The 19,401-nt window shown below is 66.8% G+C and carries 12 protein-coding genes; 6 read left to right on the top strand and 6 right to left on the bottom strand.

Features of this window, described 5'->3' with window-relative positions; all coding sequences use genetic code 11:
• Positions 1-216: 216 nt before the first annotated feature.
• Entirely contained in the window at positions 217-2,172 is a 1,956-nt protein-coding gene (acs, locus tag J2X50_RS08845) for an acetate--CoA ligase (RefSeq protein ID WP_429094025.1), read from the top strand.
• Positions 2,173-2,618: 446 nt separating this feature from the next.
• Here acs and J2X50_RS08840 read toward each other — a convergent pair whose 3' ends face one another.
• Together J2X50_RS08840 and J2X50_RS08835 are read right to left on the bottom strand one after the other, a co-directional pair.
• Positions 2,619-2,888 carry a PepSY domain-containing protein gene (locus J2X50_RS08840; protein WP_429094023.1) on the bottom strand — a complete coding sequence of 90 codons (270 nt, stop codon included), beginning with the start codon at positions 2,886-2,888 and terminating at the stop codon, positions 2,619-2,621.
• A 68-nt stretch (positions 2,889-2,956) separates the two neighbouring features.
• Positions 2,957-3,169, bottom strand: a complete 213-nt coding sequence (locus J2X50_RS08835; protein WP_429094021.1) for a DUF1674 domain-containing protein — start codon at positions 3,167-3,169, stop codon at positions 2,957-2,959.
• 99 nt (positions 3,170-3,268) lie between these two features.
• Between J2X50_RS08835 and htpX the strand changes: the two genes are divergently transcribed.
• The 4 genes from htpX (at position 3,269) to purH (ending at position 9,261) form a co-directional block, all read left to right on the top strand.
• Positions 3,269-4,279 carry a zinc metalloprotease HtpX gene (htpX, locus tag J2X50_RS08830; RefSeq protein ID WP_347966335.1) on the top strand — a complete coding sequence of 337 codons (1,011 nt, stop codon included), beginning with the start codon at positions 3,269-3,271 and terminating at the stop codon, positions 4,277-4,279.
• A complete protein-coding gene (locus J2X50_RS08825; protein WP_429094019.1) occupies positions 4,270-5,679 on the top strand; it encodes an RsmB/NOP family class I SAM-dependent RNA methyltransferase in 1,410 nt (469 codons plus the stop codon). The genes htpX and J2X50_RS08825 overlap by 10 nt, the downstream gene beginning before the upstream one ends.
• 102 nt (positions 5,680-5,781) lie before the next feature.
• Complete coding sequence (locus J2X50_RS08820; protein ID WP_429094017.1) at positions 5,782-7,512, top strand: heparinase II/III family protein; 1,731 nt, start codon at positions 5,782-5,784, stop codon at positions 7,510-7,512.
• Between the two features lie 132 nt (positions 7,513-7,644).
• A complete protein-coding gene (gene purH, locus J2X50_RS08815; protein ID WP_429094015.1) occupies positions 7,645-9,261 on the top strand; it encodes a bifunctional phosphoribosylaminoimidazolecarboxamide formyltransferase/IMP cyclohydrolase in 1,617 nt (538 codons plus the stop codon).
• A 36-nt stretch (positions 9,262-9,297) separates the two neighbouring features.
• Here purH and J2X50_RS08810 read toward each other — a convergent pair whose 3' ends face one another.
• Positions 9,298-10,674, bottom strand: coding sequence for an MFS transporter (locus J2X50_RS08810; protein WP_429094013.1), 1,377 nt, complete (start codon positions 10,672-10,674; stop codon positions 9,298-9,300).
• 117 nt (positions 10,675-10,791) lie between these two features.
• Positions 10,792-15,594, bottom strand: a complete 4,803-nt coding sequence (locus tag J2X50_RS08805; RefSeq protein ID WP_429094012.1) for an NAD-glutamate dehydrogenase — start codon at positions 15,592-15,594, stop codon at positions 10,792-10,794.
• Positions 15,595-16,007: 413 nt separating this feature from the next.
• On the opposite strand from J2X50_RS08805, the gene J2X50_RS08800 reads away from it, so the two are divergent.
• The gene (locus J2X50_RS08800) at positions 16,008-16,322 is read left to right on the top strand and encodes a YciI family protein (RefSeq protein ID WP_429094010.1); all 315 of its coding nucleotides are present in this window, start codon (positions 16,008-16,010) and stop codon (positions 16,320-16,322) included.
• Positions 16,323-16,394: 72 nt separating this feature from the next.
• On the opposite strand, the gene typA is transcribed toward J2X50_RS08800, so the two are convergent.
• Together typA and J2X50_RS08790 are read right to left on the bottom strand one after the other, a co-directional pair.
• On the bottom strand, positions 16,395-18,215 hold the full coding sequence (gene typA, locus J2X50_RS08795) for a translational GTPase TypA (protein WP_429094008.1): 1,821 nt from the start codon (positions 18,213-18,215) through the stop codon (positions 16,395-16,397).
• A gap of 132 nt (positions 18,216-18,347) precedes the next feature.
• Positions 18,348-19,307: a small ribosomal subunit Rsm22 family protein gene (locus J2X50_RS08790; protein WP_429094006.1), complete on the bottom strand. Its 960-nt coding sequence runs from the start codon at positions 19,305-19,307 to the stop codon at positions 18,348-18,350.
• Between the last annotated feature and the right edge of the window lie 94 nt (positions 19,308-19,401).

The raw sequence follows: 19,401 nt of genomic DNA, 5'->3' as shown, positions 1-19,401 counted from the left end.
GTTCCAAGAAATCAGCAGTTTAGCACTCGACCTCGGGCCTTGCTGATAGCTATATAGCGGCGGCGATTTGCCGCTGCGGAATGACCGCGGCCAAATCCAAGGTCTAATATTGTGGCGAGGCGCGAATTGATAATAATGCGCGCCAACGCGGCTCCGACGCCGCCGTCCGCCGGCCGTCAGGCGCCGCCGGATCGTTTCCGGGAGGAAGGGAGAAAAATGTCCGAAGTCCGTGTCCACCGCGTCCAGCCGGCGTGGAAGAAGAATGCGCTGATCGACAACGACACCTATCTGAAATGGTATGCCGACAGCGTGAAGAACCCCGACAAGTTCTGGGGCAAGCACGGCAAGCGCATCGACTGGTTCAAGCCCTACACCAAGGTCAAGAACACCTCCTTCACCGGCAAGGTGGCGATCAAGTGGTTCGAGGACGGCCTGACCAACGTCTCCTACAATTGCATCGACCGCCACCTGAAGAAGCGTGGCGACCAGGTAGCGATCATCTGGGAAGGCGACAATCCCTACGACGACAAGAAGATCACCTACAACGATCTCTACGAGCACGTCTGCCGCCTCGCCAACGTGCTGAAGAAGCACGGCGTCAAGAAGGGCGATCGTGTCACCATCTACATGCCGATGATCCCGGAAGCGGCCTATGCGATGCTCGCCTGCACGCGCATCGGCGCCATCCATTCGATCGTCTTCGGCGGCTTCTCGCCCGACGCGCTCGCCGGCCGCATCGTCGACTGCGAATCGACCTTCGTCATCACCGCCGACGAAGGTCTGCGCGGCGGCAGGACGATTCCGCTGAAGGAGAACACCGACAAGGCGATCGACATCGCCGCCAAGAGCCATGTCCTGGTCAAGGACGTGCTGGTGGTGCGCCGCACCGGCGGCAAGGTCGGCTGGGCGCCGGGCCGCGACCACTGGTACCACGACGAGGTCCGCTCGGTTAAGCCTGAATGCAAGCCCGAGAAGATGAAGGCAGAGGATCCGCTGTTCATCCTCTACACCTCGGGTTCGACCGGCAAGCCCAAGGGCGTGCTGCACACCACCGGCGGCTATCTCGTCTACGCCTCGATGACCCACCAGTACGTCTTCGACTACCATGACGGCGACATCTACTGGTGCACGGCCGATGTCGGCTGGGTGACGGGCCATAGCTACATCGTCTACGGCCCGCTCGCCAACGGCGCCACCACCCTGATGTTCGAGGGCGTTCCGAACTATCCGTCGGCCTCGCGCTTCTGGGACGTCGTCGACAAGCACAAGGTCAACATCTTCTACACCGCCCCCACCGCCATCCGCGCCCTGATGGGCGCCGGCGACGAGAACGTGAAGAAGACCTCGCGCAAGAGCCTGCGCGTGCTGGGTTCGGTCGGCGAGCCGATCAACCCCGAGGCCTGGCAATGGTATTTCGACGTCGTCGGCGAGAAGAAGGTGCCGATCGTCGACACCTGGTGGCAGACCGAGACCGGCGGCATCCTGATCACGCCGCTGCCGGGCGCCACCGACCTCAAGCCCGGCTCGGCGACGCGGCCGTTCTTCGGCGTCAAGCCGGAACTGGTCGACAACGAGGGCAAGGTGCTCGAGGGCACGGCCGACGGCAATCTCTGCATCACCGATTCCTGGCCGGGCCAGATGCGCACGGTCTATGGCGACCACGAGCGCTTCATCCAGACCTACTTCTCGACCTACAAGGGCAAGTACTTCACTGGCGACGGCTGCCGCCGCGACGACGACGGCTTCTACTGGATCACCGGCCGCGTCGACGACGTCATCAATGTCTCCGGCCACCGTATGGGCACCGCCGAGGTCGAGTCTGCACTGGTCAGCCACGACAAGGTTTCCGAGGCGGCGGTCGTCGGCTACCCGCACGACATCAAGGGCCAGGGCATCTACAGCTACGTCACGCTGATGGCAGGCGTGGAGGCGACCGAGGACCTGCGCAAGGAACTCGTCACCCATGTCCGCAAGGAGATCGGCGCCATCGCCTCGCCCGACAAGATCCAGTTCGCGCCGGGCCTGCCCAAGACGCGCTCGGGCAAGATCATGCGCCGCATCCTGCGCAAGATCGCCGAAGACGATTTCGGCGCCCTCGGCGACACCTCGACGCTGGCCGATCCGGCCGTGGTCGACGACCTCGTCGCCAACCGCCAGAACAAGAAGGCCTGACGGCTTTCCCTCCCCTCGCGCCGAAGGGCGCGAGGGGACTTCCTCGTCATTGATGCGACCTGTGCCTTTTGGGTACTTGCGCAATCGGCAAAAGCACCCCACCTTTGCGTCCGTGTTCAACGAACTGAAAGGAGGTGATCCGATGTCGAGTGATTTCGTTTTCCTGAACGTGGCCTCTGCGGATTGCCTTCTCGGGAAGCAGCCTTCCTGAGCTATGCATGACGTGCGGTCGGTGATGCCAAGGCATCACGGCTGAGGGCCGCGCCACGGACGAAACACGGGAAAGGCCGCTCCTTCGCCAAGAAGGGCGGCCTTTCTTCTTGGCGCCATAGCAATTGCAGGAAAAGTGCGAAGCGGTTTTCCGTCCGGGATTGCGTCAAGACAGGGAGATAGAGCGTTTTCGCGAATCGAAGAAATGCTACCTATTTCGTTGGATTGGCAATCGCCTACAGCCGCGGCTCGCCGCTCGCCACGTCGATCTTGATTTCGACCTTGGCCTTGTCCGTCGTGTAGTAGATCACGTCGTAATAGCCTTCGCGGTTCCACTCCACTTCCGAAACATAGCGGAACTGGCTGCGCTGCTCGATCCTGGCGATGATCTCGGACAGCTTCAGCGATTTCTCAGGCGGGATGGGCGGCTCCTTGGTCTGGGCCTGCACCTGGGTGGCCACGAAAAGGGCCACGATGAGCACCGCAAGGACTGTCGATCTGGTCATGGCCTTCCCCTCCTTCACAATGTGCGAGGGAAACGAACGACAACCTTCGGTGGTTCCCGAACGGATGCTCAGAAGTCGCTGGTCAGGCCCTTGATCTCCCAGTCGCCGTAGCGTCCCGGCTCGAGGCCGCCGCGTCCGCCGAGTTCCCTGGCGACCTTGCCTTCCTGTGCCCTGTAGGCTTGGCGCCGTGCCTCGGCCTCCGCCAGCGCGCACTTGGCGGCAGGCGAAAGCTCCTTCGGCGCCGGCGTCTCCGTGTCGGTTTCTGGCTTGAAGTCGTTCATCGGATTCCTGTGAAGATGATTGAAACGGAACCTGCCCTCTCCCATCATATAGCGAAGGCTGGCGCGATCTGCACCCCCGCGCGGCTACGGGAGTTGACGATGAACATGATGCGAACGGCGATGCTGCTGGCGACGATGACGGCGCTGTTCATGGGCGTCGGCTATCTGATCGGCGGCAGCGGCGGCATGACCATCGCTTTCTTCCTGGCGGCGGGCATGAACCTGTTCAGCTACTGGAACGCCGACAAGATGGTGCTGCGCATGAACAACGCCGTCGAGGTCGACGAGCGCAATGCGCCCGAATACTACGCCATCGTGCGCGGGCTCGCCGCCAATGCCGGCCTGCCGATGCCCAAGGTCTACCTGATCGACAATCCGCAGCCCAACGCCTTTGCTACCGGCCGCAATCCCGACAATGCCGCGGTCGCCGCGACCACCGGCCTGCTGCAGCGTCTCGGCCGCGAGGAAGTGGCCGCCGTCATGGCCCACGAACTCGCGCATGTGCAGAACCGCGACACATTGACCATGACGATCACCGCGACGCTAGCCGGCGCCATCTCCATGCTCGGCAACTTCGCTTTCTTCTTCGGCGGCAACCGCGACAACAACAACCCGCTCGGCTTCGTCGGCGTGCTGGTGGCGATGATCGTCGCGCCGTTGGCCGCCATGCTGGTGCAGATGGCGATCAGCCGCACCCGCGAATACGCCGCCGACCGGCGCGGCGCGGAGATCTGCGGCAACCCGCTCTGGCTCGCATCCGCCCTTGACAAGATCGCCCGCAACGTCGAACGCATCCACAATCCCGAAGCAGAGCGCAATCCCGCCATGGCGCCGCTGTTCATCATCAATCCGCTTTCCGGCGAGCGCATGGACAATCTCTTCTCCACTCACCCCAACACCGAAAATCGCATCGCCGCGCTGCAGGCGATGGCGCAGGACGGCGCTGGCCGTCCGGCAGCCCGCCAGGCCCAGCCGCAGCCGAGCCAGGCCGCGCCTTCGGACGCCGGCCCGTGGGGCGGTCGTCCCGCCGAGCAGCCGCAGCCCGAGCAGCCGCGCCAGTCCGGTCCCTGGGGCCGCAATCCCTCCGGGCCGAAAGGCCCGTGGTCGTGACGGACGCGACACGCGGCCGCCCGCGCCATCGCCCGAACGCCGGCACCAAGAGACCGCCGAGACTGGACACTGCGCCCAATGCCCCCGGCCTGGCTGCGCGCATGGCGGCAGCGCGCCTGCTCGCCGCGACCATCGACGCCAGGACCCCGCTCGACGGGCTGACCGACCACGACCACGGCCATCCGCAGTTCCGTGCGCTCGACATGCGCGATCGCGGCCTCGTGCGCGCCATCCTCGCCACCGCCCTGCGCCATCGCTTGACCATCGAGAAGCTGATCGCGCGCCGACTGGAAAAGCCGCTGCCGGCCAATGCGACGGCGCTTTCCCACATCCTGCATGTCGGGGCGGCGCAGATCCTTTTCCTCGACGTACCCGACAGCGCGGCCGTCGACCTTGCCGTCACCCACGCCAAGTCCGACCCGCGCACGGTGCGTTTTTCCGGTCTCGTCAACGGCGTGCTGCGGGCGCTCGCCCGCGCCAAGGATGCCGAACTGCCGCAGGCGATGGCAGACACGGACGACGCGCCCGAATGGTTCGTCGCCCGGCTTGTCGCAGCCTACGGGGAGGACCAGGCAAGCAAGATCCTGGCCGCCCACCGGCTGGAATCGCCCGTCGACTTCACCGTCAAATCCGATCCCGAAAAATGGGCCGCGGCTTTCGGCGGCATCGTGCTCCCGACGGGCACCGTCCGCATCGAGAAGCTGGGCGGGCCGGTGTCGGACCTGCCGGGCTTTGCCGACGGCCAATGGTGGGTCCAGGACGCTGCTGCAGCCTTGCCGGCCAGGCTGTTCGGCGACATCGCCGGCAAGCGCGTCGCCGACCTCTGCGCCGCCCCTGGCGGCAAGACCGCCCAACTCGCGCTCGCCGGAGCGAAGGTGACGGCCGTCGAAGCCTCCAAGAACCGGCTCACCCGCCTCGCCGCCAACCTCGATCGGCTCGGCCTCGGCGCCGAGAAGGTGAATGCCGACCTGCTCGCCTACGAGCCGGCGGAACCCTTCGACGCCGTCTTGCTCGACGCGCCCTGCTCCTCCACCGGAACGGTTCGCCGCCATCCCGACGTGTTGTGGACCAAGTCGCCTGAAGACGTCGCCAAGCTGGCCACCGTGCAGCGCAAGCTGCTCGACGGCGCGGTCAGGCTCGTGAGGCCCGGTGGTACGATCGTCTTCTCCAATTGCTCGCTCGATCGGGAGGAAGGCGAGGCGCTCGTCGCCGCGTTCCTCGCCGACCACCGCGGCAGGATCGAACTCGACCCGATTCGGCCCGACGAGGTGCCCGGCATCTCCGCCTTCGTCACAACCGAGGGTTATTTGCGCACCACCCCGGCAGGGCTCGATCTCGGCAATCCGGCGATTTCGGGCCTCGATGGCTTCTTCGCCGCACGGTTCCGCCGCGCGGCCTGAAAGGCCGGGCTAATTCATCCAGCGGTTGTTAACGCAAAATTCACTCTCGCGCGCGCCTCTGAAACCACCTAACGTGGCCGGGCCTGGGTGTTCAGGAGGGAAATGTCGATCGCGGCGGACAACACGACGCGCCTTTGGGCGCTCGTCGCCAGGGAGTTTTGGCGCAAGACGCGCCGGCGCCTGCGCGCCGGTCCGATCTATCGTTGGCGCTACTCCGGGCGCACGCCCGAGCGCGTGCTGATCGCCCCGCCCGACCTGCGCCTGGCCGACCCGCAGATCGCGCTCGAGATCTACTACGGCCGCTTCCCGCTGTCGGGCCATCTGGTCGAGACCGGCGGCCAGTCGCCCTTCCTCGTCGACGTGCCGAACCGCGGCTGGCAGCGCAGCCTGCACGGCTTCCGCTGGCTGCGCCACATGCGCGCCGCAGGCACCGAGCTCGCTGCGGCGAACGCCCGCGCGCTCGTCTCCGACTGGATCACCATGCATGGCAACCGTATCGCGGGCGTCGCCTGGGAGCCGGCCACCACGGCCAAGCGCATCATCGCCTGGCTGCAGCATTCGTCCGTCGTGCTGCAAGGCGCGGAGTTCGCCTTCTACCGCGCCTTCCTGCGCTCCCTGGCGATGCAGATCCGCTACCTGCGCTCCATGGCGCGCGAGATGCCCGACGGCAAGGACCGGCTGAGGGCGCGGGTAGCCCTTGCGTTCGCCGCGCTTTCGCTGCCCGTGCCGTCCACCGCCCTGCGCTCGGCCACCCGCAACCTGGCCGACGAACTCGACCGCCAGATCCTGCCCGACGGCGGACATGTGTCGCGCAACCCCATGGTGGTGCTCGAGATCCTGGCCGACCTTCTGCCGTTGCGCCACACCTACGCCAACCAGGCGGAGCAGCCGCCGGCCGCACTGATCCACGCGGTCGACCGCATGCTGCCGGCGCTGCGCTTCTTCCGCCACCAGGACGGAAGCCTGGCCCGCTTCAACGGCATGGGCGCCACCATCCAGGACCGCATCGCCGCGATCCTCCGCCACGACGACACCGGCGGCTCGCCGCCGCTGCACGCCACCCACTCGGGCTACGAGCGCCTGTCCATGGGCGGCACGACCGTCATCGCCGACACGGGCACGCCGCCGCCGGTCGAGGTGTCGAACCACGCCCACGCGGGCTGCCTCGCCTTCGAGATGTCGTCCGGCCGCCAGCACTACATCGTCAATGCCGGCATCGACACCTACGGCGTTGCGGACTTCCGGCTGCTGGCCCGCGCCACCGCCGCGCATTCGACCGTCACCATCAACGACACCTCGTCGGCCAGCTTCGCGCATTCGCAGCGTCTCAGCGACCTGCTCGGCAGCCCCCTGGTCGGCGGGCCGCGATCGGTGCCCTGCCAGCGCACCGACAAGCCCGGCTTGCAGGGTTTCATCGCCAGCCACGACGGCTACGCCCAGCGCTTCGGCCTCCACCACGAGCGCGAGATCTCGCTCTCGGCCGGCGGCAGCATCCTTTCCGGCTGCGACCGCATCCTGCGTTCCGGCGGTTCGCAATCGAGGCGCAACGGCCCCGAGGCCGTCACCGTCCGCTTCCACGTCCATCCCGACGTCCAGCTCTTCCGCGACCAGAAGGAGCGACTGGTGCTGACCGGTCCCGACCTGGACACCTGGGTCTTCGTCTCGCCCGACGTGCCGGCCGAGGTCGAGGAGTCGATCTTCTTCGCCGGCCTGGCCGGGCCGCGCCGCACCCGCCAGATCGTGCTGTCCTTCCGGGCTTCGGAAATTTCGGAAGTGCACTGGCAGTTCTCGCGCACCCGCATCATCAACCGGGTCGACAGCCCCCGCGGCTGAACGGACTTCACGCGCCCGCCATCGCGGGAAAGCAGGCTGAAGCATAGGGTCGCGCCTTGATTTCCGGGCCTCATGTGCTAGGCCGCCCGCGAGAGACGCATCTTCCCAACCCAGCCGTGAAAGGCCCCGCGCATGGCCGTCGTGTCAAAGAAGATTCCCGCCCCCGACCTCGTACCCGTGCGCCGCGCGCTGCTGTCGGTCTCCGACAAGACGGGCCTGATCGATTTTGCCCGGAGCCTCGCCAACATCGGCGTCGAACTGGTCTCGACCGGCGGCACGGCCAAGAGCATCGCCGCCGAAGGCATCGCCGTCCGCGACGTCTCCGAACTCACCAACTTCCCGGAGATCATGGACGGCCGCGTCAAGACCCTGCACCCTTCGGTGCACGGCGCGCTGCTCGGCGTTCGCGACGACCCCGAGCATGCCGCGGCCATGGCCCAGCACGGCATCGAGCCCATCGACCTGGTGGTGGTGAACCTCTACCCCTTCGAGGAAGTCCGCAACTCAGGCGGCGACTACGCCTCGATCGTCGAGAACATCGACATCGGCGGTCCCGCCATGGTGCGCGCCTCGGCCAAGAACCACGCCTATGTCGCCATCGTCACCGATCCGGCCGACTACAAGCAGGTGCTCGAAGCCGTCGTCGCCAACAACGGCGCCCTGCCGCTCGCCTTCCGCAAGACGCTCGCCGCCAAGGCCTTCGCCCGCACAGCCGCCTATGACGCAGCCATTTCCGGCTGGTTCGCCGATGCGCTGGAGATCGAGAACCCCGACTGGCGCGCCTTCGGCGGCCGCCTCGACAGCGTCATGCGCTACGGCGAGAACCCGCACCAGTCGGCCGGCTTCTACCTGAGCGGCGACAAGCGTCCCGGCGTCGCCACCGCGACCCAGTTGCAGGGCAAGCAGCTCTCCTACAACAACATCAACGACACCGACGCCGCCTTCGAGCTCGTCGGCGAGTTCGATCCGGTCCGCACCGCCGCCGTCGCCATCATCAAGCACGCCAACCCCTGCGGCGTTGCCGAGGGAGCGTCGCTACGGGAGGCCTACGAGAAGGCGCTCGCCTGCGATCCGGTCTCGGCCTTCGGCGGCATCGTCGCGCTCAACCGCATCCTCGATGCAGAGGCCGCCGAGGAGATCGTCAAGATCTTCACCGAGGTCATCATCGCGCCCGACGCCACGCCCGAGGCACAGGCCATCGTCGCCGCCAAGAAGAACCTGCGGCTCTTGGTCACCGGCGGCCTGCCCAACCCGCACGCAGCCGGGCTTGCGGTCAAGTCGGTGGCGGGCGGCCTGCTCGTGCAGTCGCGCGACAACGCGGTCGTCGACAATCTCGACCTCAAGGTCGTCACCAGGCGCGCGCCCAGCCAGCGCGAGCTGGAGGACCTGAAGTTCGCCTTCCGCGTCGCCAAGCATGTCAAATCGAACGCCATCGTCTATGCCCGCGACCTCGCCACCGTCGGCGTCGGCGCCGGCCAGATGAGCCGCGTCGATTCGGCCCGCATCGCCGCTCGCAAGGCGCTCGACGCCGCCGAGGCAGCCGGTCTCGCCGAGCCGCTGACCAAGGGGTCCGTGGTCGCCTCCGACGCCTTCTTCCCCTTCGCCGACGGGCTGCTGTCCGCCGTCGAGGCCGGCGCCACCGCCGTCATCCAGCCGGGCGGCTCGATGCGCGACGACGACGTCATCGCCGCCGCCGACGAGCACGGCATCGCCATGGTCTTCACCGGCGTGAGGCACTTCAGGCATTGAACTGCTTACCCTCCCCCCTTGTAGGGAGGGTAATCCTCACTCCACCTCGTCGGCCGGATAGGGCGTGCCCAGAAGCACCAAGAGCCCGCCGAGCAGGAACAGGATGATCATCGCCATACCGAGCCGCGGCGAACCGGCCGCGGCCGTCACGCTGGCGACCAGGAACGGCGCGAGGAAGCTCGTCGCCCGGCCCGACAGCGCATAGATGCCGAAGTAGCGGCCGGCCTCGTCGGCCGAGACGCTGCGCGCCATGTAGGATCGCGACGAAGCCTGCACCGGGCCGAAGGCGATGCCGATGAGCAGGCCGAAGGCGATGTAGGCCTTTTCCGCAGGCGTGGAGAACAGACCGGGCCCGTCGGCGCCCGGCATCTGCCAGAGACCGAACAGCGTGTAGCCGGGGCCGGTCGAGACGATGCCGATGGTTGCAAGCGTCAGCAGCACCAGCGAGATCACCACGACGGCCTTCGACCCCAGCGCCGTGTCGAGCCGGCTGGCGACCAGGCAGCCGAAGATGGCAATGACGTTGAGGATGATGCCGTAGATGCCGATCTCGGTGATGGTCCAGCCGAACATGGCAGCTGCAAAGGCGCCGCCGAGACCCAGCAGCGCGTTGACGCCGTCCTGGTAGACCATGCGCGCGATCAGGAAACGGAAGATGCCGCTGCGCTTGCGCACCTCGCCGAGCGTCGACTTGAGCTCCGCCAGCCCCTCGCGCACCGCCGGCCCCATGGCCATGCCCTTGCCGCTGTCGGGGGTGAACAGGAACATCGGCAGGATGAAGATGAAGTACCACAGCCCCGAGATCGGCCCGGTGGCGCGGGCATCCTCGCCCAGCTTGGGATCGATCCCGAACAGCGGATCGGCACCGATGATGGTCTTGCCGGTATCGGGCGAGCCGGCGAGGAATGCCACCACGAAGATCAGCACGATCATGCCGCCGAGATAGCCCAGGCCCCAGGCGATGTTGGAAACCTTGCCGATTTCCCCCTTCGACACCAGCCGCGGCATCATCGAATCGTTGAAGACGATGGAGAACTCCGCCGCCACCGATGCGAGCGAGAAGAGCAGCACGACGGGCACCAGCGCCGACCCGGGCGCCGCGAACCAGAGCATGCACAGGCTGAATATCTTGATGGTGGCGAAGAAGCCGATCCATGGCTTGCGCGGGCCGGTCTGGTCGGCGACCGAACCCAGCACCGGCGACAGGATGGCGATGACCAGGCCGGCAGCGGCAATGCCGTAGCCCCAGGCGGCCTGCCCTATCGCCGGGTCGGTCGCCATGCGCGAAACGAAATATGGTCCGAAGATGAAGGTCGTGACCACTGTGAAGAAGGGCTGGGCCGCCCAGTCGAACAGCATCCAGCCCCAGATGCCGCGCCGGGGCGTGCGCCCGGCAACAATCGTCTCAGCCATGGTCCCTCCACGAACGTGGGCGCCCCGCGCCGGATACCTTCCTAGCGCCGCAGGCTTGCACGATCCTGGACGAAGAGGCCCGCCGCGGCAACCGCGGCAGGCCAATTGGGCAGGTGGTCACCTAGCCGAGAGATCGCTCATCAGGCCGGCGGCCACCGTCAGCCGCGACACGCTGATGTCGCCGCCCTCGGTCAATGCCTGCAGCCTCTCGCGGATGCGGCCGATGCGCTCGCCGCCTGCCTCGAGCCATGCCGCCACCGGGTCGGCGGCACTGCCGAAGCCCGTCAGCGCGGCGACCGCGATGCCGCGGCGCGCGGCGCCGATGGTGTCGGACGCCCGTGCCAGAGCCATGCCTTCGTAGTAGTCGGCGGTCGAGATCGCGTGTGCGGCATCCTCGATGCGCGGGATGCGGAACGCCTCGCTGACCCCGAAGAATGCCCTCGCGGCGGCGACGATGTCGGCGCCGGCGGTCTTCGCCACCAGTGCGATGTCGGGCACAAGCTCGCCCACCTCGAGCAGCGACAGCCGCTCGGCGAGCTTTTCCGGTGCGCCTGCGGCGGCAAAGCCCGCCTTCCGGCTCTGGATGCGGTCGCGGGTGTAACCGGGCAGCATGCCCTCGAACTTGTGCTCGAGCGCCGTGCGCGCCTGCCGCAGCTCCTCGATGCGGCTCGCCAGCCGAGCATCGCCGTGCTCGTTCCTGAGGTACCAGCCGCTGGTCGCAAACAGGAGCCGGCTCACGGCCTGATAGAGGTCGAGCTGGGTCATGCCGTCGACGACATTGTCCAGCGCATCGATCTCGGCATAGAGCGCGGGCAGCGCAAAGCCGTCGCGCACCACCGCAAACACACGTGCCACTTCTGCCGCCGTCCGTCCGCTGGCTTCCTGCAGGCGGTTGACGAAGGACGGCCCGCCGCGATTGACGAGGTCGTTGACGAGCACGCGCGTGATGATCTCGCGCCGCAGCCGGTGGCCGCCGATCTCGGCATCGTATTTCTTCGCCATCCGCTCGGGGAAGTAGCCCATGAGGTCGCGCGCGAGATGTGCGTCGTCGGGCAGGTCGCTGGCGATGATGTCCGAGAACAGCACGATCTTGGCATAGGCCAGGAGTACGCCGAGTTCGGCCCGCGTCAACGGCTCGCCGCGCGCCTGGCGCTCGGCAAGTGCTGCGGCACTCGGCAGGTTTTCGACCCCGCGGTCGAGCAGGCCACGCCCTTCGAGCGTGCTCATGAACCGGCCCTGGTGGGCGATGTCCTGCAGCCCGCGCCGCTGTGCCAGGGACAGTGCCAGCGTCTGCTCGTAGTTGTTGGCAAGCACCAGGCCCGCGACCTCCTCGGTCATCTCGGCCAGAAGCTTGTTGCGGGCAGGACGCTGGAGTGAGCCCTTCCGCATCGCGGAAGCCAGGGCGATCTTGATGTTGACCTCGACGTCGGAGGAGTTCACGCCGCCGGAATTGTCGATGGCATCCGAGTTGCAGCGCCCGCCCTTGAGCCCGAACTCGATGCGCGCCCGCTGCGTCGCGCCGAGATTGGCGCCCTCGCCGATCACCTTCGCGCGCAACTCGCCGGCGGTGACGCGAATGGCGTCGTTGGCGCGGTCGCCGACCTCCTGGTTGGTCTCGCCCATCGCCCGCACATAGGTGCCGATGCCGCCGAACCACAAGAGATCGACGGGCGCCTTGAGGATGGCGTTCATGATCTCGGTCGGCGAGGCCGTAGTCTTTTCGAGCCCGATCGCAGCCGCAGCGGCCGGCGACAGCGTCACCGACTTTTGCGACCGCGACACGATCGTGCCGCCCGACGAAAGCTTGGACTTGTCGTAATCCTGCCAGCTCGAGCGCGGCAGAGCGAACATGCGCTTGCGCTCGGCAAACGACGCCGCCAGGTCCGGATCCGGGTCGATGAAGATGTCGCGGTGGTCGAAAGCGGCGATCAGCCGGGTCTGCTCGGACAGGAGCATGCCGTTGCCGAACACGTCGCCCGACATGTCGCCGACGCCGACGACGGTGAAGGGCGAGGTCTGGATGTCGCGATTCATCTCGCGGAAATGCCGCTTGACCGCTTCCCAGGCGCCGCGTGCGGTAATGCCCATCTTCTTGTGGTCGTAGCCGGCCGAGCCGCCCGAGGCGAAGGCGTCGTCGAGCCAGAAGCCGTGACCTTCGCTGATCGCATTGGCGGTGTCGGAGAACGTCGCCGTGCCCTTGTCGGCTGCCACGACGAAATAGGGATCGTCGACGTCGCGCCGTATCACGCCGGCCGGCGGCACCACCTTGTCGCCGTCCAGATTGTCGGTGATCGACAGCATCGAAGAGACGAAGTTGATGTAGGCCGCCTTGCCGGCCTCGAAGACGGCGTCACGGCTACCGCCGACGGGCAGGCGCTTGGGGAAGAACCCGCCCTTGGCGCCGACCGGCACGATGACGGCGTTCTTGACCTGTTGCGCCTTCACCAGGCCGAGCACCTCGGTGCGGTAGTCCTGGGCGCGGTCCGACCAGCGAAGGCCGCCGCGGGCGACTGGGCCGAAGCGCAGGTGCACGCCCTCTACCTCGGAGCCATAGACGAAGATCTCGCGCCACGGGCGCGGTTCCGGCAGTCCGTCGACGCTGCGCGAATCGAGCTTGATCGCCAGCGACTGGCCGCGCTCCTTCTTGCCGGCGACGAAGTGGTTGGTGCGGAGCGACGCCTCGATCAGGTTGACGTAGCGCCGGATGATGGTGTCGTCGTCGATGTTGGGCACGCCTTCCAGCGCGTCCTTGATCTTGGCCTTGAGATGCTTGGCCGTGACCAGCCCGTCCTTCTCCTGCGCCGGGTCGAGTCGGGCAAGGAACAGTTGGTGCAGCCCGCGCGCGATGTCGGGATAGCGGTTGAGCGCTGCCGCGATGAAATCCTGGCTCTGCGGAATGCCCGCCTGCTGCAGATAGCGGCCATAGGCGCGCAGGATGACGATCTCGTTGGAACCCAGGCCCGCCGTCTGGGCAAGTGCGTTGTAGCCGTCATTGTCGGCGTCGCCGTTCCAGACCGAAAGGAACACCTCCTCGAACAGGGCGCCCCCGTCGTTGAGGTCGATCGGCTGGCCGTAGGCGTTCTCCAGCTCCATGTCGTGGATGAAGATCTGGTCCTCGCCCTTTTCGCCGAGCTCGAAGGTGCGTTCGCTGATGACGCGGAAGCCCATGTTTTCGAGCAGCGGCACGCGCCGCGACAGCGCCACCGGCGCGCCATGGTGATAGATCTTCAGCGACGCCTGTTCCGGCGCCTGGCCGGTATCGCGGTAGCAGTCGATGACGATGGGGTTCGACGCGCCGATCGTCGTGATCCGCTCGGCATCGACCAGTGCCGCCGCCGGCGAGAAGCTGTTCTGGTAGTCCTGCGGGAAATGATTGGCGAGGCTGACCAGCGATGCCGGGGAACCGGCCTCGGCGGACGCTTCGCGCAGTCCGTCCTCCCAGGTGCGCACCATGTCGCGGATCGCCGCCTCGATGGTCGACTGCTCGACCTTGGGCGTCTTGCCGCCGGAACGGCCGATGATGAAATGGACGCGGGCCAGCCCGCCCTCGGGGAAGGCCGGGTAATAGGCCGACAGCCGGCCTTCGAACACCGTCCTGAGATAGGCGCCGATCTTCTCGCGCACGACCGAATCGTAGCGATCGCGCGGCACGAAGACGAGGACGGAAACGAAGCGGTCGAACTGGTCGACGCGCACGAGAGCGCGGACGCGGGGACGCTCGACCAGGCCTAGGATCGCCTCGGAATGCCTGCGCAGCGTCGGCACTGCGACCTGGAACAGCTCGTCGCGCGGATAGGATTCGAGCACGTTGATCAGCGCCTTGCCCGAATGGTCGGCGGGATCGAAGCCCGACTTGTGGATGACCGTCTCCGCCTTGGAGCGCAGGTAGGGGATCTTCATCACCGAGCGCGTGTAGGCGGTCGAGGTGAACAGGCCGACGATGCGCAGTTCGCCCGAAAGCTGGCCCTTGGCGTCGTAGGTCTTGACCCCGATGTAGTCGAGATAGGCACGGCGATGCACGGCCGACTTGGCGTTGGCCTTGGTCACGATCAGCGGGTCCGGGCCATGCAGGAAGGCGCGGATCTCCGGCGTCGTCGAGGTCGCGTCGACGGTGTCGCGGCGCAGCACCAGCACGTCCGGGTCGGCGAGGATGCCAAGGCCCGGCTTTTCGGCCCGCTCCAGAGTGCCGCTCTTCTCGCCGCCTGTGTATTTGAACTCGCGCATGCCGAGGAAGGTGAAATTGTCGTCGCGCAGCCATTCGAGGAAGGCGATGGCTTCCGTCACCGCATTCTTGTCGAGCGGGATCGGCGCGTAGCGGAACTCGGAGATCGCCTGGTCAAGCCGCGCCAGCATGCGCTTCCAGTCCGTCACGCAGGCACGCACCTGGGCGAGCAGCTTCTTCAGGCGCTCGCGCAGCGCTTCCGCCGCATCCTTGCCCTGGGCCGGGATATGCACGTGGATGACGCTGACCTTGTCGGCGGCATCGTCGCCCCTGTGGCCGCCGCCGTCGCTCAGGATCTCTTCGACGCTCGAGCGGCCGTGGCGCACATGGATGACCGGATGGGTGACGAACACGGGCTCGCCCGCCGCGTCGGTGATTTCGCCGAGCACCGAATCGAACAGGAACGGCATGTTGTCGTTGACGACGGTCACCACCGTCACCGGCCGGCCGTGGCGCACGACGCCGGCCTCGGTCTCGATGTCGATCACGGATGAGCCCTTGCGGTGCTTCATCACCGCCTTCTCGGCCAGTTGCGCCGCGCGCTCCAGCATGCCGGGCTCGTAGTCGGCCACGTCCTCGGCAGGGGCGCGGGCTAGCAGCAATTCGAGAAGCTGAGGCGGCCGGTTGGCGGATTTGGTGGAATGCGAAGAAGAAGCGGCCTTGGCGGTTTTTGCCTTGGACTTCACGGATGCGGCCATGACGTCAGAATCTCCCGTCCCGTCATAAATGCTTTTACGACTATCGTAGCAGAAGGCCTGCCGTTAGCGACAAAGGTTTGACGAAAGGTATGGAAAAATGCCTGCCCGATAGGCGGAGGCTGCCTATTCGACAGGCTGACGCAGCGTCCGCAAGGCATGCCGCCACGCCAGGTTGCCGACAAAAGCGTCAGGATCGCGCCGCGATAGCTGCGGCCGCCCCCGCCAGTGGTCGCAATCACCCGATTCGCGAATCGCACCGCCCCGTCTGCCGCGCGGAAGCCGGCACGCCTTGCCCGTCTGAATTTGCACGACGCGCACAATCCGGGCTTGTCCGTGACTCGCTTCGGGCGGATGGTTGCGCTGCGCCGGCGGATGCCGGAAGACCCGGCATGACGGCGCCAGGGAGGCAGGTCATGACCAAGTTTCTCTACGTCTATCACGGCGGCTCGATGCCGCAGTCCGAGGAAGAAGGCGCCCGGGTGATGAAAGCCTGGACGGACTGGTTCGCCGGCCTAGGCGCTGCCGTCGTCGACGGCGGCGCGCCGGTCGGCAAGTCGCAGACGGTCTCGCCGGGCGGTTCGGTCGCCAATGACGGCGGCGCCAATCCCGCGAGCGGCTATTCGGTCATCGACGCGAGGGATCCGGCCGATGCCGCGCGCATCGCCAAAGGCTGCCCGATCCTCGATGCCGGCGGCTCGATCGAGGTCGCGCCCATCATCCAGATGTAGGCGAAGCGGATCCGCAAATGAAAAGGGCGCCTCCGATGGAGGCGCCCTTTCGAATTTCTTCCGAGCCGAGGCTTATGCCGCGCCCTTCGACTTCTCGAAGCGCTTGCGCTCGTTCGGGTCGAGATAGAGCTTGCGCAGGCGGATGGTCTTCGGCGTCACCTCGACCAGTTCGTCGTCCTGGATCCAGGCCAGGGCGCGCTCCAGCGTCATGCGGATCGGCGGGGTCAGCTTGACTGCCTCGTCCTTGCCGGCGGCGCGGATGTTGGTCAGCTTCTTGCCCTTGAGCACGTTCACTTCCAGGTCGTTGTCGCGGCTATGGATGCCGATGATCATGCCCTGGTAGACCTTGACGCCGGCGTCGATGACCATCGGGCCGCGGTCTTCCAGGTTCCACAGCGCGTAGGCCACGGCCTCGCCCTGCTCGTTGGAGATCAGCACGCCGTTGGTGCGGCCGGGCAGCTCGCCCTTGTAAGGCTGGTAGGAGTGGAACAGGCGGTTCATGACTGCCGTGCCGCGCGTGTCGGTCAAAAGTTCCGACTGGTAGCCGATCAGGCCGCGCGTCGGAGCGTGGAACACCAGGCGCTGGCGGTTGCCGCCGGAGGGACGCAGCTCGACCATCTCGGCCTTGCGCTCGCTCATCTTCTGCACGACGACGCCGGCATGCTCCTCGTCGACGTCGATGACCACTTCCTCGACCGGCTCGAGCAGGTTGCCGGCTTCGTCCTTCTGCATGACGACGCGCGGGCGCGACACGGCGAGTTCGAAGCCCTCGCGGCGCATCGTCTCGATCAGCACGGCGAGCTGCAATTCGCCGCGGCCCGACACGTAGAACGAATCCTTGTCGGCCGATTCCTCGATCTTCAGCGCGACGTTGCCCTCGGCTTCCTTGAGCAGGCGGTCGCGGATGACGCGGCTGGTGACCTTGTCGCCTTCGGTGCCGGCCAGCGGCGAGTCGTTGACGATGAAGGACATGGTGACGGTGGGCGGATCGATCGGCTGGGCTGCCATCGGAACCGAGATCGAGGGGTCGCAGAAGGTGTCGGCGACGGTGCCCTTCGACAGGCCGGCGATGGCGACGATGTCGCCCGCATGCGCTTCCTCGATCGGCTGGCGCTCGATGCCGCGGAAGGCGAGGATCTTGGTGACGCGGCCGTTTTCCAGCAGCGAGCCGTCATGGTGCAGCACCTTGACCGGCTGGTTCGGCTTCAGCGTGCCGGCTTCGATGCGGCCGGTGATGATGCGGCCGAGGAACGGGTTGGCCTCGAGGATGGTGCCGATCATGCGGAACGGACCTTCGGCAACCTTCGGCGCCTCGACGTGCTTGAGCACGAGGTCGAACAGCGGCGCCAGTTCCTGGTCCTTCGGACCTTCCGGATTGGCGGCCATCCAGCCATCGCGGCCCGAACCGTAGAGGATCGGGAAATCGAGCTGCTCGTCGGTCGCGTCGAGTGCTGCGAACAGGTCGAACACCTCGTTGATGACTTCCTGGTGGCGGGCGTCCGGACGGTCGATCTTGTTGATCGCCACGATCGGCTTCAGGCCGACCTTGAGCGCCTTGCCGACCACGAACTTGGTCTGCGGCATCGGGCCTTCGGCGGCGTCGACCAGCACGATGGCGCCGTCCACCATGTTCAGGATGCGCTCGACCTCACCGCCGAAGTCGGCGTGGCCGGGGGTGTCGACGATGTTGATGCGCGTGCCCTTCCATTCGACCGAGGTGGCCTTGGCCAGAATGGTGATGCCGCGTTCCTTTTCGAGATCGTTGGAGTCCATCACGCGTTCGGCGACGCGCTGGTTGTCGCGGACCGAGCCGGACTGCTTGAGGAGCGCATCGACGAGCGTGGTTTTGCCATGGTCGACGTGCGCGATGATCGCGATATTGCGGAGGGTCATATGATAACTCGGGAGCGTTGCCGGCACAGCCTGTCGACGCGCCGCTTTTTGGGTTGGCGGGCTCATACAGGTTTTTTCGCAAATGCGAAAGGGGGGCGGACAAATCGGCTGAGGTTATGCGCGCCGGCAAGGCTACAAGATGTCGCCCCAGCCGGCGCGGCGGGCGCGCTTGAACAGGTCGCCGTCGCGCTTGGTCAGGAGCCGCTGCTCGGCCGAACCGTCGGCCAGGCAAAGCTTGAGGTCGACCTTGCCCGAGCCGCCACGGGCCGGCGCAAGCACCCTGGCGTCGAAGGATTCGGCCGGCTGGCGGGCGGCCGCGACGAAGATGTACTTCTCGTCCTCCCACGGCACGTCGCCGCGCTTGGTCAGCCGATGCAGGCGCGAACGGGCCACGCGGCGCGAGAAATGGCACCAGTCGGGCTCGGCGAGCGGGCAAGGTTTTGAATGCGGGCAGGGAGCGACCAGACGCGCCCCGCGCTCGATCAGCAGCGCCCGTACGGCCATCACGCGCTTCCAGCCGGCGGGGGTGCCCGGCTCGACGATGACCAGCAAGCCGTCAGTCGCCGCCCAGAGCCTTTCCACCAGCGCCAGCCCCTCGGCCGGCGACAGTTCGTCCAGCACATAGGCGAGCGTCACCAGATCGGCCTTTCCCGCCTCGATGGCCTTGCTGGCGTCGGCCGACGTCCACTCGACCCTCTCGAGCCCGGCATGGGCCGACAGGGATTCGCCGACCTTCCGGATGGAGGCGCTGGCCTCGAGCATCCGGGCCGAAGCCAGCGACGGCCAGCAATCGGCGGCCGCCCAAAGCGCCGTGCCCGGGCCGGCGCCGACGTCGAGCAGGGTCTTTGGCGCAAAATCCGGGATCAGTTCGGCAGCGCTTTCGAGGCTCGCCCTGACGGCCGCAAAGGTCGCCGGCAGCCGCGTCGCCAGATAGGCGCGGGCGAACATCTCGTCCGACAGGTGCAGGCGGCCGTCACGCACCTCGGCCCGATAGCGCCGCGACAACGTGTCGGCAGCACGCTGCAGCTCGGCGAGCGGCACGCCTTCCAGCGTCCGGTCCACCGCCGCCCGCAATGCTGCCGGTAATTCCATTTTTTATCCGGCTCCCGGCCAATATTTTTGGTGGCATTAATACCCCCACCCCTACCCCTCCCCACAAGGGGGAGGGGACGCCGGCCTCATCGCC

The sequence above is a fragment of the Aminobacter sp. BE322 genome, assembly GCF_050433525.1.
GTDB lineage: Bacteria > Pseudomonadota > Alphaproteobacteria > Rhizobiales > Rhizobiaceae > Aminobacter.
Note: the sequence above shows the minus strand (reverse complement) of the source record. Positions and strands in the feature narration are given on the sequence as shown.

Coding starts and splice junctions, on each gene's coding strand:
- acs (WP_429094025.1), top strand. CDS start 217: ATGTCCGAAGTCCGTGTCCACCGCGTCCAGCCGGCGTGGAAGAAGAAT.
- J2X50_RS08840 (WP_429094023.1), bottom strand. CDS start 2,888: ATGACCAGATCGACAGTCCTTGCGGTGCTCATCGTGGCCCTTTTCGTG.
- J2X50_RS08835 (WP_429094021.1), bottom strand. CDS start 3,169: ATGAACGACTTCAAGCCAGAAACCGACACGGAGACGCCGGCGCCGAAG.
- htpX (WP_347966335.1), top strand. CDS start 3,269: ATGAACATGATGCGAACGGCGATGCTGCTGGCGACGATGACGGCGCTG.
- J2X50_RS08820 (WP_429094017.1), top strand. CDS start 5,782: ATGTCGATCGCGGCGGACAACACGACGCGCCTTTGGGCGCTCGTCGCC.
- purH (WP_429094015.1), top strand. CDS start 7,645: ATGGCCGTCGTGTCAAAGAAGATTCCCGCCCCCGACCTCGTACCCGTG.
- J2X50_RS08810 (WP_429094013.1), bottom strand. CDS start 10,674: ATGGCTGAGACGATTGTTGCCGGGCGCACGCCCCGGCGCGGCATCTGG.
- J2X50_RS08805 (WP_429094012.1), bottom strand. CDS start 15,594: ATGGCCGCATCCGTGAAGTCCAAGGCAAAAACCGCCAAGGCCGCTTCT.
- J2X50_RS08800 (WP_429094010.1), top strand. CDS start 16,008: ATGACCAAGTTTCTCTACGTCTATCACGGCGGCTCGATGCCGCAGTCC.
- typA (WP_429094008.1), bottom strand. CDS start 18,215: ATGACCCTCCGCAATATCGCGATCATCGCGCACGTCGACCATGGCAAA.
- J2X50_RS08790 (WP_429094006.1), bottom strand. CDS start 19,307: ATGGAATTACCGGCAGCATTGCGGGCGGCGGTGGACCGGACGCTGGAA.